This is a genomic window from Nannocystis sp. RBIL2, from assembly GCF_026626745.1.
GTDB lineage: Bacteria > Myxococcota_A > Polyangia > Nannocystales > Nannocystaceae > Nannocystis.
The window spans coordinates 2,971,930-2,984,647 of record NZ_JAPNJW010000002.1 but is presented as its reverse complement, the minus strand read 5'-3'; the positions used below and the strand labels follow the sequence as shown (position 1 = coordinate 2,984,647).

The window sequence follows — 12,718 nt, the reverse complement described above, 5'->3', positions numbered from 1 at the left end:
GGTGGTACGAACCTCGACGGGGCCGTTTTCAAAGCAATGCGATCACCGAACCTGTCGTGGATGTTCTCGGCGCTGCTCGTACTCGTGAGTTGCGGCGAGCCCGCCGTTCGCGGCAATGTCGTGACCGAGGGCACCGTCGTCGTCCGGGCGGAGGAGGCGAAAGTCGCGGTCGAGGAGGATTCCGCAGCGAAGCCCGCCGTCGACGAGGCGCCCGCTCCGGATGCAGAGGTGGAGGCAGTTGCGGTGACGGAGGCGGACATCGTGCCGCGAGCGCCCGTGCCGGCGACCGCGGAGGCGGCGGCGCGCCAGCTCGCGGCGTGGCTGTCCGAACGCGACGCGCCGGTGCCGGCGCTGCTCGACCAGACGTCGGAGATCGAGGTGGCCATGGACTGCGGGGTGTGCGACGGCACGGAGCCGGGCAAGACCACCAAGGTGATCGGCCTCGACGGCCTCATCGCCCTCGACCGTGACCTGCGCAAGGGCGCGATCCTCGGCCTGTGGGACTTCGGCGAGCAGATCGACTGCAAGCAGGGCTGCTGCCGCTTCCTCATCGATCCGGAGGTCGGCTTGCAGGAGTACCTGCTCGGATTGAAGAAGGTCTGCGTGCGCACCGACGAGGATGGCAAGCCCACCGGCTACACGCGCATCGAGGGCGTCGGCGCCCGGCCCAAGTTCGTGCCGAAATGAGCCGCGCAGGCCGGCCGCGGCGCCGTCCGGCGAGGTGGCCGGAATGTGCCACCGGTTGACCGATCTTCCGCCATTTTCGCGCCGGGGCCGGCATGTTACCCCTTCACGGTCCGTATCGAGGAGCGTGTCGTGGCGCGATGGATCGTCAAAGTCATTCCTTTGGTGTTATCGCTGGCGTGTTCGCGCGGGGCGGCCGATTCGGCCGACGAGGGCCCGCCGGGGCTGCTGGAGGGCCTCCGCGAGCGCTCGGCCCGGGTGCTCGCGCACGACGCGTACGGCGACGGGGCGACCGAGCTGGTGTACCTCGAGCAGGGCTGGGGCCCGGCCGAGACGCTGTGGTTCTACCACGCCGATCAGGGCTCGGTCTTGATGCCGTACGACACGCTGCTCCACCTCGAGCAGGTCGGCAGCGAGCAGCCGTTCGTCAGCCCCGAGCACATGACGCGGTTTCGCTTCCTGAATCAGTACGCGACGCCGAACAACCCCGACGGCCTGCCGGTCGGGTTCGCGCGCCACGACGACCAGGTCGGCCTGACCTGCGCGGCCTGTCACACGTCGCAGGTCAACTACCGCGGCACCGCGATCCGCATCGACGGGGCGCCGGCGCTGGCCGACGTGGCCGGGTTCCTGCGCGAGGTCGAGGCGGCGCTGCGGGCGACGCTGGCCGACGAGGCCAAGCTGGCGCGCTTCGCCGCGGCGCGGACGGGCGGCGGCGCCGACGAGGCGGCCCGCGCGGCGGCTCGCACCAGCCTGCAGGCGACTCTGGCGTGGTTCTCCGATTACAACGCCGCCAATCACTCGACCACGACCGAGGGCTTCGGCCGCATGGACGCCATCGGCAGGATCATCAATCAGGCGATCCGCTTCACCAGCGGGGCGCAGAACAGCCTCGAGCCGAACGCGCCGACCAGCTACCCGCTGCTGTGGGACGCGCCGCGCCACGACTATGTGCAATGGATCGGCTTCGCCGCCAACGCCGAGGCCGGCTCGCTCGGGCGCAACGCGGGCGAGGTGATCGGGGTGTTCGGGCGCGTCGAGCCGCGGCACTACGAGACGGAGAAGGAGGCGCGGCGCGGCTATGAATCGACGATCGACATGAACGCGCTGGTGGCGATGGAGGAGAGCCTGCGCCGGCTGCAGTCGCCGGTGTGGCCGGAGGAGGTGCTGCCGGCGATCGACCGCGCGCTGGCAGCCCGCGGGGCGGAGCTGTACGAGCAGCAGTGCGTGTCGTGCCACGCGCTGATCGATCGCGCCGACCCGGACCGGCGGGTGGTCGCGCAGATCACCGGCCTCGAGGTCGTCGGCACCGACCCGACCAGCGCGCGCAACGTCGCCGACGCGCGCGTGCCCGCGGGCATGCTCGAGGGCGCAGTGTCGCCGCAGGGCGAGCGCTACGGGGCGAAGCTGACCGCGCTGACGCTGCTCGGCGACCTGGTCGCGCGCTCGCTGGCGAAAAACCCCGTGGCGGTGGGGCGGGCGATCGTCAACGCGAAGCGGCACGAGCTCGTGAAGACGCCGAAGCAGGGCGACCACCCGCGCAGCGACAGCGACCCGACGGTGTCGCTGCAGGCGTACAAGGCCCGCCCGCTCAACGGGATCTGGGCGTCGTCGCCGTACCTTCACAACGGCTCGGTGCCGACGTTGCACGACCTGCTGCTGCCGGCGGCGCAGCGACCCGCGCGCTTCGCCGTCGGTCGCTGGGAGTTCGACCCGCACAAGGTCGGCTACGTGAGCGACGGCGAGGGCCCGTTCGTGGTCGACACTGCGGTGAAGGGCAACTCGAACCGCGGCCACGAGTACGGGACCCAGCTGGCCGAGGACGACCGCCGGGCGCTGGTCGAATACTTGAAGACGCTGTGACGGCTCGCCGCGACGCGCTCACAGCTCGTGCTTCGAGGCGGCGAGCGAGGGGCTCGAATTGGCCGACTTCAATTCGCCGGTCGCGCGGGTGAGCGAGGTCGGCGTCACGCCGAGCACGCGGCGCATGCAGCGGGCCATGTGGCTCTGGTGCGAGAAGCCGACCTCGAGCGCGACCTGGCTGGCGGCCATGCGCCCGCGCAGCAGCAGGGCGCGGGCGCGGTCGACCCGGCGGTGGATCACGTAGGTGTGGACCGGCAGGCCGAGCGAGCGGCGGAACAGGGTCTTGAGGTGCGAGGCGCTGATGCCTGCGACGTCGGCGAGGGTCGCCAGGGACAGGTCGTGATCGAGGTGCTCCTCGATGTAAGAGGTGATGGTCCGCAGCTGCTGCGGGGTCAGGCCGCGGGCGGGGCGGGGCGGGGCGGCCACCGGATCGAGCAAGCGCACGGCCAGCGCCAGGCCGAGGCTCTCGCTGAACAGCGCGCCGCCCGGGCGGCCGGCCGCGTGTTCGGCGTCGAGGGCCCGGACGATGTGCTCGATCTGCGGATCGCGGATCTGGTGGCGCTGGGGCACCTCGAGGTGTGCCGGATCGCGGCCGGTCTCCGCGGCGGCGCGGCCGAGCAGCGACTGCGTCAGCGACACGACGAGCGCGGTGCTGGCCTCGGCCTGATGCCATTCGTCGGCGACGCCGGCGGGGAACACGTCGATCTCGCCGGCGGTGTGGACGAATCGATGGTGCTTGCATTGGCCGCGCGCGGGCCGACCGACGTGCATGCGCACGCGGTGGTCGGCGGACTCGGCGAGGACGGCCAACCCGGCCGCGAAGGTCTCGAGGCCGAGGCTCGGAGTGAGGGAGGTGCGCGCCGCGATCGTCTCGGTCCCGGGCATGGGGGACGATCCTACCCGAGGGCGCGGGCGACCTGACCCGCGGATCGGTGTCCGATCGTGTCGGGGTCGCGTCCGAACGTGCGCGACGACGGAGGGCGGGCGGCCTATCTCTGGGGGCATGCATTCGCACTCCACAACCCACGAGGCCGCCCTGATCGGCCTGGGAGCGATGGGCGTGGCCCTCGCTCGCGCGGCGGCGACGAAGGGCCGCCGCATCATTGTCTGGAATCGGACTTCGGCCAAGGCGGCGCCGCTCGAGGCCGCCGGCGTCACGGTGGCCGGGAGCGTGGCCGCGGCGGTGGCGGCCAGCCCGGTCGTGATCGTGTGCGTCACCGACTACCCGGCGACCCGCTCGCTGCTCGAGTCGGTCGAGCTCGCCGGCAAGACTCTGGTGCAGCTCAGCACCGGCACGCCGCAGGAGGCGCGCGAGCTCGCGGGGTGGGCGACTGCCCGAGGCGCGCGCTACCTCGACGGCGCGATCCTGGCGGTGCCGAGCCAGATCGGCGGACCGCACGCGAACATCATGACGTCGGGCGCGCCGGAGGCGTTCGCGGCCGCGCAGGCGCTGCTCGCCGACATGGGCGCGGTCCGCTTCGCCGGCGAGCCGCCGGGCGCCGCGGCGGCGCTCGACTTCGGCGTGCTCGCCAGCCTGTTCGGGGCGCTGCTCGGCTTCTACCACGGGGCCCGACTGATGGAGTCGGAGGGGCTGCCGGTCGACAGCCTCGGCGAAGTGATGGCCGCGACCGCACCGGCGATGGGCGAGATGATCCGCATCGACGCCGAGGCGATCCACCACGGCCGCTACGAGGCGCCCGAGGCCTCGCTCGAGATCTGCTGGCGCAGCATGGATCTGCTCGGACGACACGCCCGCGAGGCGGCGATCGACGCCAGCTTCCCCGGTTTCGCGGCGGCGATGTTCCAGCGCGGGATGGCGGCGGGCCTCGGCCAGGAGGCGCCGGCGGCGATGATCAAGGTGCTGCGGGCGGCGTCGGCCGCGGAAGGAGCGGAGCGATGAGCGCGTACGCGGGCAAGCAGGCGGTGATCGTCGGCGGGACGCACGGGATCGGGCTGGCGACGGCGGAGCTGCTGCTCGCCGGCGGGGCCGAGGCGCTGGTCACCGGCCGCGAGGCGAGCGCTGCGGCGGCGAGGCGCGAGCTCGGCGAGCGGGTGGTGGCGTCGGACATCGCCGACCTCGAGGCGATCGACGCCCTGGTGGAGCAGGTGCGGGCGCGCCTCGGGGCGATCGACCTGCTGTTCATCAACGCCGGGGTGGCCGAGCTCGAGCCGTTCGACCGCGTGACCGCGGCGTCGTACGACCGCACGTTCGCGGTCAACACCCGCGGGGCGTTCTTCACCGCGCAACGGCTGGCGCCGCTGGTGCGCGAGGGCGGGGCGATCGTGTTCACGACCTCGATCGCCAGCACCAGCGGGACCGCGGGCATGGCGGTCTACTCGGCCAGCAAGGCGGCCATCGGCGCGTTCGCGCGGGTGATGGCGGCCGAGCTGCTGGCGCGAGGCGTGCGCGTCAACACCGTCAGCCCCGGCTTCATCCGCACGCCGACGATGGGCACCGCCAGCAGCACGCCCGAGGAGCGCGCGGCCTTCGAGCGCGAGGGCGACGCGATCACGCCGATGGGCCGGATCGGCACGCCCGAGGAGGTGGCCCGCGCGGTGCTGTTCCTCGCCTTCGCGGCGACTTTCACGACGGGCACCGAGCTGTACGTCGACGGCGGCCTGGGCCAGCAGCTGTCGCCGCCGCAGCAGCATGCACCTTAGGGCATGCTCTTTAGGTAATGCCCCAATGGGCATGTTTTAAAGGACATGCCCATTCGAGCATGTCCTTGCGTGCTCGTCGGCGCGCCGGTGTCCACGCGGCGGCGCTCGGCAGCGAGCTGGCCGCAAGGACGAACGTTGCCGGCATCGGCCGCGACGCTCGACCCTCGCGTGGGCGACGAACCCGGCGACCCTAGCGACGGCTGCCATCGGCCACCGGCACGGCGCACGCGCGCTTGGCCGGGCCTTCCCATCGGGGTATCCTGGCGGCTCTGCTAGGTTTTTATGGCTTCTCGCGCCTGCATCCTCGCCCTCGCGCAGCTCCTCCTGGCCTGTCCCGGTTCGGGCGCCACCACCACCGACCAGGCGCCAGGCAGCAGCAGCGACGCGACCGACGGCACCGCTGGCACGATCGGCGACAGCACCACCGGCACCACGGTCGCGCCCACGACCACCGCGGGCGTCGGCGATACGCTCGACACCACGAGCACGACCACGACCACGGCGACCGGGCAGACGACCACGACCACCGGTACCACGCTCGGCGAAACGACGACGACCACCACCGGCACCACCGGCGACGACCTGTGCGGCAACGGCGTCCTCGATCCCGGCGAGGCTTGCGACGACGGCGACCGCGACGAGGACGACCTGTGCCTCTCGTCCTGCATCCTCGGTCCGGGCCATCAGGGTGAACTCTTGCCGCTGCCCGCGCTGCCGCAGCAGCAGGCCTGGTACTGCTTCACCGCGATCGACGAGGCCCTGTTGCCCGGCTCCGAGCACGCGCTCGTGCTCGGCTCGTCCGGTTGGCAAGGCCAGCAGTACATCGCGCAAATCCGCCGTTTGAACCTGCCCGCCGGCGAGCCCGAGTGGACGTGGACCGGCGACGCCGCGCCCAACGGCCTCGATCCGTGGCACGCCGTCACCGCGAGCAACGGCGACATCATCGTCGCCGGCGTCGTGTGGACCGAGATCGTCAAGCCCGACACCGGCGGCTATCTGTGGATCGCCCGGTTCTCACCCGACGGCGCCCCCGTCTGGGATCATCGCCTCCCCGACATCGGCATCGCCCCGAACGACCTCGAGATCGCGCCGAACGGCGACTTCGTGCTCGTCGGCAATTCCGTCGGCTTCACCGGCGGTATCACCACCGCCCAGGTCCACCGCTTCGACGGCGACGGCGACCTGCTGTGGTCGTTCGCCGAGGACTCCCTCGAGTTCCCGCAGATCACGCGATACGCCGGCGTCACCGCCGACGCCGACGCGGTCTACCTCGCCGGCCCCCGCTATCAGGCGACCGACGATCTGCCGCTCGACTTTCGCGTGCATGTGCGTGCATTCGCGAGCGACGGCACCCCGCTGTGGCAGCTCGATCGCTCGCCCGGCGAGCCCGCCGGCGTCGAGGTCGGCGACATCGTCCTCACCGGCGATCGGCTCATGGTCTCCGTCACGCGCTATTCGATCGAGGGGCTCGAGGAGCCCGGCAGCCCCGAACACGACCTGCTGGCCATCGACCTCGACGGCGACGAGCTGTGGTGGAAGGAATGGAGCGTGCCGGCTCCGTGGCGGGTCTATCCCGGCCTCCTTGTGCCCGCGTCCGGCGGCGGCGCCTTCCTCGTCGCCAGCGCTGTCTTCGGCGACCAGAAAGCCCATTCCATCGCCCGCCTCGACCCCGACGGCGAGCCGGTGTGGACCCGGCTGGCGCCCGGGGAGCACGTCTACGACGCCCTGTTCGGCCCCGACGCTCGCCTCCACGTCCTCAGCAAGAACGCCGTCACCAGCTACACCCCGTGACGCGTCCGCGCCGATTCGCATCGCAGGGCCGCTTGCCGCGATCTGCACCAAGGGACAGGTGCGGATCGACGATGAGGCTGCGCCTCGTGGTTCACGCCCGACTCTCGTGCGCTGGCGTCGCACACGCGATGACAGGCGCTGACACGGGTTTGCGCATGCGCCGGGGCGTGATCCGGCGCGGCCCGTCGCTACGCGATCGTTCGGGCTGGCTGCTCCGCGCCCGGCCCTGAAAGGATCCCGCCGTACATGTCGCGCTTCCTCGCCGGGCTGCCGGTCCTCGTAGCGCTCGCCTGTCCCTCCTGTAGCCGCCACGACAGCGCCTCGGTCGCGCCGGCGGCTCGGTCCGCGGCGTCCGAAGCCGCCCGCCCGTCCGAACCACCGGCCGCTCGCGCCCTCGCGCGCGACGGCGCCCCGGTGCTCGGCCACGTGCTGATCCCGAGCGGGACCGCGCTGTTCGCCGACCTGCGGGAGCGCGTGTTCCCGGAGTACTCGGCGCCAAAGCTGCGGCTCGAGGCGCTGACCGAGCGGATCGTGCGACGCGCCGGGCTGAACCCCGTCGTGGCCGCGCGCGTCGACCTGCAGCGCCCACTCGCCTGCGTCTTCGGCGACCTCGGTCAGGATCCGGGCGACTTCGTCTGTACGTTCGGCTACGTCGGCGGGGCGGCGGCGCTGGTCCGCGATCTCGGCGCGAGCACGGACGTCGAGGGGCACGCGGGCCTCGTGACCGGCGGGACCGCGCTGTACCTCGACGCGCTCGGCCAGAACGTGGCGATCAGCGGGGCCCGCGACTTCTTCCCGCGCGCGCAGGCGTACCTGGCGAGCAACATCGTCGCCCGCGCGCCGGAGGTCCGCGCCGACGTCGAGGTGGTGGTGTTCAGCCACGACGTGTTCGGCCGCTACGGCGCGGTGATCGAGGCCGCCGCGGCCACGCCCGACGCGCGCAAGCAGGCGCGCATCGAGGAGACGCTGGCGAGCGCGCCGGCGTCGATCCGCCGCGGGTTCGAGATCCTCCAGCTGGCCGACCGCGAGTTCGACGCCCTCAACGTGCGCGAGCTCGCCGAGCACGAGCAGGTGAGCTTCGCGCTCACGATCGGCGACCACGGCGCGGCGCTGGCGTGGCAGTTCGTGCCGGTCGCCGGCGGGCGCTTCCCCGGCGCCAGCGTGTCGCGCGGGCGCAAGCTCGACGCGGGGTTCGTCGAGGCGCTGCCGGACGGTGCGCTCATGCTGCTGGCCCAGAACCTCGATCTGCGGGCCGTGCGGGCGTGGAGCATGTACAGCGCCGGCGGTGCGACCGAGCCGGAGGTGCAGCTGCGCCAGCGCGCCGTCGCCGAGGCCATGTCGGCGCTGCGCGGCTCACGGGTGAGCCCGGAGAGCGTCGGGCGCGAGGTCGCCGAGGAGGCGGCCCTGTACGACGGGCACGTCGCTCACCTGCTGCTCGAGCAGCCGGGCTCGCCGCTCGGGCTCGGGATCCTGTCGACGCACCGGCTGCTCCCCGGCGCCGACGCGCGCGCCGCCTGGCTGGCGTGGACGCGCCGGTTCTCCGCCGAGGTGGTCCTCGGGGCCGCTGCGAGCAAGTTCCTGCCGTGGTCGTTCACCCCGGGCGCGTATGCGATCGACGGGGTCCCGGTCGATCGCTGGACGATCCGCCTGTCTCGCCTGCTCGGGTCCGAGGCCGCGGACGACCTCGGCGCCGTCGCGCCGTCCCTGGTCACCGAGGGCCTGAACATCGACCGGCTCGAGGTCGGCGGCCAGGTCCACTTCGTCATCGCCCCGGGCGCCGAGGAACTGCTGCTGCGTCGCACGCTCGCGGCCCGCGAGGGCGGCGCGTCGCTGCGCGACGACGCGAGGTTGACCGGCCTCCTCCGCCGCGCCTCGGGGGCCAACGTGCTGATGGCCTCCGACTTCGCCCGCTCCGTCGATTGGTTCGAGCGCGTGTTGGTCCACTTCGGCGTGCTCGAGGCGGGCAGCCTGCCGCGGTCGTTCGGGCGCGGCCTCGACGACGTGTACATGCACTTCAGCGAGCCGGAGGTCGGGCTGGTCAGCGGCGAGCTCGTCGTCGGGCCCGGGATCCTCGCCGGCCTCCGGCGGTACAAGCCCTGACGCTGCATGCGTCGCCGGGCCGCGAGCATGGCCGCGGCGCTGGCCCGGCCGACGAATTCGATCATGCTTGCGGCCGCGGAGGACCGGGGCCATGGGCATGCTCATCGACGGGGTGTGGACGACGAAGTGGTACGAGCCGGACGAGGCCGGCAACTTCGTGCGCTCCGAGTCGCAGTTCCGCGAGCGCGTGACCGCCGACGGCAGCTCGGGGCACCCGGCGGTGGCGGGCCGCTACCACCTCTACGTCGCCCACGCGTGCCCGTGGGCCCACCGGACCCTGCTGGCCCGCGGCCTGCTCGGCCTCGAGCAGGCGATCTCGATCTCGGTGGTCGACCCCTTCATGGGCGACGACGGCTGGGCGTTCACCGAGCGCGACGGCTGCGTCCCCGACCCGATCTTCGGCGCTCGCTTCCTGCGCTCGATCTACCTCCGCGCCGACCCGGGCTACAGCGGCCGCACCACGGTGCCGGTGCTGTGGGACCGCGAGCGCGCGACGATCGTGTGCAACGAGTCGCGCGAGGTGCTGCGCATGCTCGACGTCGAGTTCGCGGCGCTGCACACCCGGCGGATCACGCTGTACCCGAAGCCGCTGCAGCGCCGCATCGACCGCACCATCGACCAGATCTACGAGCCCATCAACAACGGGGTGTACCGGGCCGGCTTCGCCACCGAGCAGGCCGCGTACGAGGAGGCGGTGCGCGAGCTGTTCGCGGCGCTCGACCGCTGGGAGGGCGTGCTCGCCGACCAGCGGTTCCTGTGCGGCGAGGTCGTCACCGAGGCCGACCTGTGCCTGTTCACCACGCTGCTGCGCTTCGACCCGGTCTATCACGGGCACTTCAAGTGCAACCTGCGGCGGATCGTCGACTACCCGCAGCTGTCCGGGTACCTGCGCGACCTCTATCAATTGCCCGGGGTGGCCGAGCTGTGCCGGCTCGACCACATCAAGGAGCACTACTACCGCAGCCACCCGCACGTGAACCCGACGCGCATCGTCCCGCTCGGCCCGATCTCGACGCTCGAGCAGAAGCACGACCGCGGCCGCTTCGGCGGCGAGCCGTTCGCGGCGAAGTCGTGAGCGCGGCGCCGGCTCACGGCTTGTCGTAGCAGGCCGCGCCGTCGAGGCAGCCGACGTAGGCCGCGCACTCGGGGTAGTTCACGCACTGGTCGACCGCCTCCGCGACGCAGGCGTCGTTCGCGGTGAAGCAGCCGAAGCACGCTTCCGCCAGGGTGTCGGTGTTGCACAGCGAGTCGAAGCAACCGGCGAAGCACGGGTGCTCGGCGTCCGGGCACACGCAACCTGCCAGGTTGCCGCGGAACACCTCCCAGTCGCCCTCGCTGCGGCAGCAGTCGAAGCACTCGAACTTCGTCGGCGCGGCCCCGCAGGTGGCGTACGGGTCGGCGTCGGTGGTGCCCGGGCCGCTCGTGCTCGTCACCGTCGCGCCCATGGTCGATTCGTCCGTCGTCAGCTCGCCCGTCGTCGCCTCGGTGGTGGTCAGGGCCTCGGTGGTGGTCGTCGTCGCCGAGGTCGTCACCGGCGTGCCCGAGGTCGAGGTCGAGGTCGAGGTCGAGTCGGGGCCGGTCGCGTCGAGCCCGGGCGCGGTCGTGCCGGTCGAGCTCGCGCTGACGCTGCCGCTCGTCGACAGGCCCGAGGGCGGCGCGTCGGAGAAGCAGGCTGCGGCCATGAGGAGCAGCAGGAGCGGCGATCGGCGGAGCATGGCGAACCCTAACACCCGGTCGCCTGGGCCCGCGATCGGCGAGCCTCGGAGCGCCATGTGAGGGGCTGCCCGCACGCCTCGCGTCGCTCGTCGCCTCACGTCTGCGCCGTCGTGTCGGCTCGGTGAGTCGACTTCGCTGCTGCTGAGCACGCTGTCGCGGATCCTTCCGGTCATCGGCCTGCGAGCGCTTTTTCGAGCCCTGCCGGTCGGGGTCCCGTGTCGATCCACGCCTCGACCGGGCGATGGACGTGGCCGCCGCGCTCGGAGTGCTTGCCGTCGCCAGTCATCCGCGGACCGGGCCGCGAGCGCGAAGGCGGCCACGCGCCGCGCATGCTCGAAGGAGCATGTCCGAAAGAGCATGTCTGTGTCGGGTGCGACGGGCTGTGATACAGAGGCTGGGTGCCCATCGATCCGCAGCTCGCGCTGGTCGAGGCGGCGGCCGACGGCCTCCTCGACGCGATCGCAGCGGCTCTGACCCGCGGCGCCCACGTCGACGGCATCGCCCAGCTCAACCGCCACGGCGTGGTCGACCCCCGGACCGCGCTGTACGAGGCGGTGCGGCACCTGCAGGTCGAGGTGGTGCGCCTGCTGCTGGCGCGCGGGGCCCGGGTCGACAGCACCCCGCCGGCGCTGCTGCGGGCGTCGTTCTGGCGCACGCTGTCGCCGGCGTTCGCGGCCGCGCCGGCCGGCCCGGGCTCGCTGGTCCTCGTGGCCGCGGGGGCCCAGGTGTATCACGTCGACGCCGACGAACGGTCGCGGCGCACCCTGGCGATCGTGGCGATGCTGCTGGCCGCGGGCGCGGACGCGACGGCGCGGGACGAGAACGGGGCGACTGCGCTGCACCACGCGGCCCGCATCGGCAAGCAGGCCGAGGTCGCGCGGGCGATGCTGGCCGCGGGCGTCGCTGCCGACGCGGTCGACCGGGCCGGCTGGTCGGCGCTCGACCACGCCAGCGACGTCGGCTTCGCGGAGGTGCTGCTCGACGCGGGCGCCGATCCGGACGGCCACGCGCCCGAGGAGGGCCCGCTCGACCGCTTCTTCAGCGGCGCCCGGCTGTCGCGGGTCGAGCACCGTCGGCGGCTGACGGCCCAGGTCGCGGGCCGGCAGGTCGACCTGGCGCTGCTGCGGCTCGCTCGCGGGGCGCGGGCGACCCCGGGCGCGCTGTTCTTCGCCGCGAGCTGCGGGCGGCCCGAGCTGGTCGAGGCGCTCCTGGCTGCAGGGGCCGATCCGCGCGACGCCGAGCCGAACGGCCACATGTCGGCGCTGACCACCGCGGTGCGCTCCGGCGATCGTCGCGCGGTGGAGGCGATCGTGGCCGCAGGCGCGCCGATCGACGCGTCGACGTTCTGGGGCACGCGCTCGCAGGTCGGCGTGGCGATCTTCGCCTGGCTGGCCGCGCGCGCCGAGCCGATGGCGATCACCGAAGGCCTGGTGCGCACGGCCGGGACCGCGTCGGCGGAGGAGATCATCGCGCTGCTCGACGCCGGGGCCGACATCGACCGCACGCACTCGCTCGGCGGCGTCGACGGTTGGACCGCTCTGCACGTGGCCGCCTCGCAGGGCAACGCCGACGCGGTGCGCGTCCTGCTGGCCCGCGGCGCGACCGATCGCCGCGGCCCCGAGGGCAAGACCGCGCTGGCGCTGGCGCGGCGCTCGTCGGCCCCCGACTCGCGCGCCTGTAGCACGATGCTGGCCGCCGAGTCGCGGCCGAAGGCGCCGCCGCCGAAGCCCGTCGATCCGCACGCCGTCGGCGAGCGCGTGACCCACGCCAAGTTCGGCCTCGGGACGATCGTCGCAGTCGAGGCCGCGGCGGGCGACCAGCGCAAATTGACGATCGACTTCGGCGGGACCCGCCGGGTGCTGCTGGCGAAATTCGTGGCGCCGGCGTGATGCGCCAATGCTGC

The 12,718-nt window shown here is 72.9% G+C and carries 10 protein-coding genes; 8 read left to right on the top strand and 2 right to left on the bottom strand.

What is annotated here, in order from left to right; all coding sequences use genetic code 11:
* Positions 1-36: 36 nt before the first annotated feature.
* Positions 37-687 (top strand): hypothetical protein, encoded by a 651-nt coding sequence (locus tag OV090_RS37020; RefSeq protein WP_267709436.1) that lies wholly within the window; start codon positions 37-39, stop codon positions 685-687.
* 129 nt (positions 688-816) lie between these two features.
* Positions 817-2,547 (top strand): cytochrome c, encoded by a 1,731-nt coding sequence (locus tag OV090_RS37015; RefSeq protein ID WP_346660408.1) that lies wholly within the window; start codon positions 817-819, stop codon positions 2,545-2,547.
* Between the two features lie 18 nt (positions 2,548-2,565).
* On the opposite strand, the gene OV090_RS37010 is transcribed toward OV090_RS37015, so the two are convergent.
* Entirely contained in the window at positions 2,566-3,432 is an 867-nt protein-coding gene (locus OV090_RS37010) for an AraC family transcriptional regulator (RefSeq protein WP_267709435.1), read from the bottom strand.
* Positions 3,433-3,550: 118 nt separating this feature from the next.
* On the opposite strand from OV090_RS37010, the gene OV090_RS37005 reads away from it, so the two are divergent.
* From OV090_RS37005 to OV090_RS36985, 5 genes are all read left to right on the top strand, one after another.
* Entirely contained in the window at positions 3,551-4,447 is an 897-nt protein-coding gene (locus tag OV090_RS37005) for an NAD(P)-binding domain-containing protein (RefSeq protein WP_267709434.1), read from the top strand.
* Positions 4,444-5,208, top strand: a complete 765-nt coding sequence (locus OV090_RS37000) for an SDR family oxidoreductase (protein WP_267709433.1) — start codon at positions 4,444-4,446, stop codon at positions 5,206-5,208. Before OV090_RS37005 ends, OV090_RS37000 begins: the two co-directional genes overlap by 4 nt.
* Positions 5,209-5,490: 282 nt before the next feature.
* Entirely contained in the window at positions 5,491-6,999 is a 1,509-nt protein-coding gene (locus OV090_RS36995) for a hypothetical protein (protein WP_267709432.1), read from the top strand.
* A gap of 246 nt (positions 7,000-7,245) precedes the next feature.
* On the top strand, positions 7,246-9,099 hold the full coding sequence (locus tag OV090_RS36990) for a hypothetical protein (protein ID WP_267709431.1): 1,854 nt from the start codon (positions 7,246-7,248) through the stop codon (positions 9,097-9,099).
* Positions 9,100-9,190: 91 nt separating this feature from the next.
* The gene (locus tag OV090_RS36985; protein WP_267709430.1) at positions 9,191-10,174 is read left to right on the top strand and encodes a glutathione S-transferase family protein; all 984 of its coding nucleotides are present in this window, start codon (positions 9,191-9,193) and stop codon (positions 10,172-10,174) included.
* A gap of 13 nt (positions 10,175-10,187) precedes the next feature.
* Here OV090_RS36985 and OV090_RS36980 read toward each other — a convergent pair whose 3' ends face one another.
* Positions 10,188-10,814, bottom strand: a complete 627-nt coding sequence (locus OV090_RS36980) for a hypothetical protein (RefSeq protein ID WP_267709429.1) — start codon at positions 10,812-10,814, stop codon at positions 10,188-10,190.
* 399 nt (positions 10,815-11,213) lie between these two features.
* On the opposite strand from OV090_RS36980, the gene OV090_RS36975 reads away from it, so the two are divergent.
* Complete coding sequence (locus OV090_RS36975; protein WP_267709428.1) at positions 11,214-12,704, top strand: ankyrin repeat domain-containing protein; 1,491 nt, start codon at positions 11,214-11,216, stop codon at positions 12,702-12,704.
* The last annotated feature ends 14 nt before the right edge of the window (positions 12,705-12,718 follow it).

Bases quoted from the DNA above. Each gene is read 5' to 3' on its own strand.
- OV090_RS37020 (WP_267709436.1), top strand. From the start codon at position 37: ATGCGATCACCGAACCTGTCGTGGATGTTCTCGGCGCTGCTCGTACTC.
- OV090_RS37010 (WP_267709435.1), bottom strand. From the start codon at position 3,432: ATGCCCGGGACCGAGACGATCGCGGCGCGCACCTCCCTCACTCCGAGC.
- OV090_RS37005 (WP_267709434.1), top strand. From the start codon at position 3,551: ATGCATTCGCACTCCACAACCCACGAGGCCGCCCTGATCGGCCTGGGA.
- OV090_RS37000 (WP_267709433.1), top strand. From the start codon at position 4,444: ATGAGCGCGTACGCGGGCAAGCAGGCGGTGATCGTCGGCGGGACGCAC.
- OV090_RS36995 (WP_267709432.1), top strand. From the start codon at position 5,491: ATGGCTTCTCGCGCCTGCATCCTCGCCCTCGCGCAGCTCCTCCTGGCC.
- OV090_RS36990 (WP_267709431.1), top strand. From the start codon at position 7,246: ATGTCGCGCTTCCTCGCCGGGCTGCCGGTCCTCGTAGCGCTCGCCTGT.
- OV090_RS36985 (WP_267709430.1), top strand. From the start codon at position 9,191: ATGGGCATGCTCATCGACGGGGTGTGGACGACGAAGTGGTACGAGCCG.
- OV090_RS36980 (WP_267709429.1), bottom strand. From the start codon at position 10,814: ATGCTCCGCCGATCGCCGCTCCTGCTGCTCCTCATGGCCGCAGCCTGC.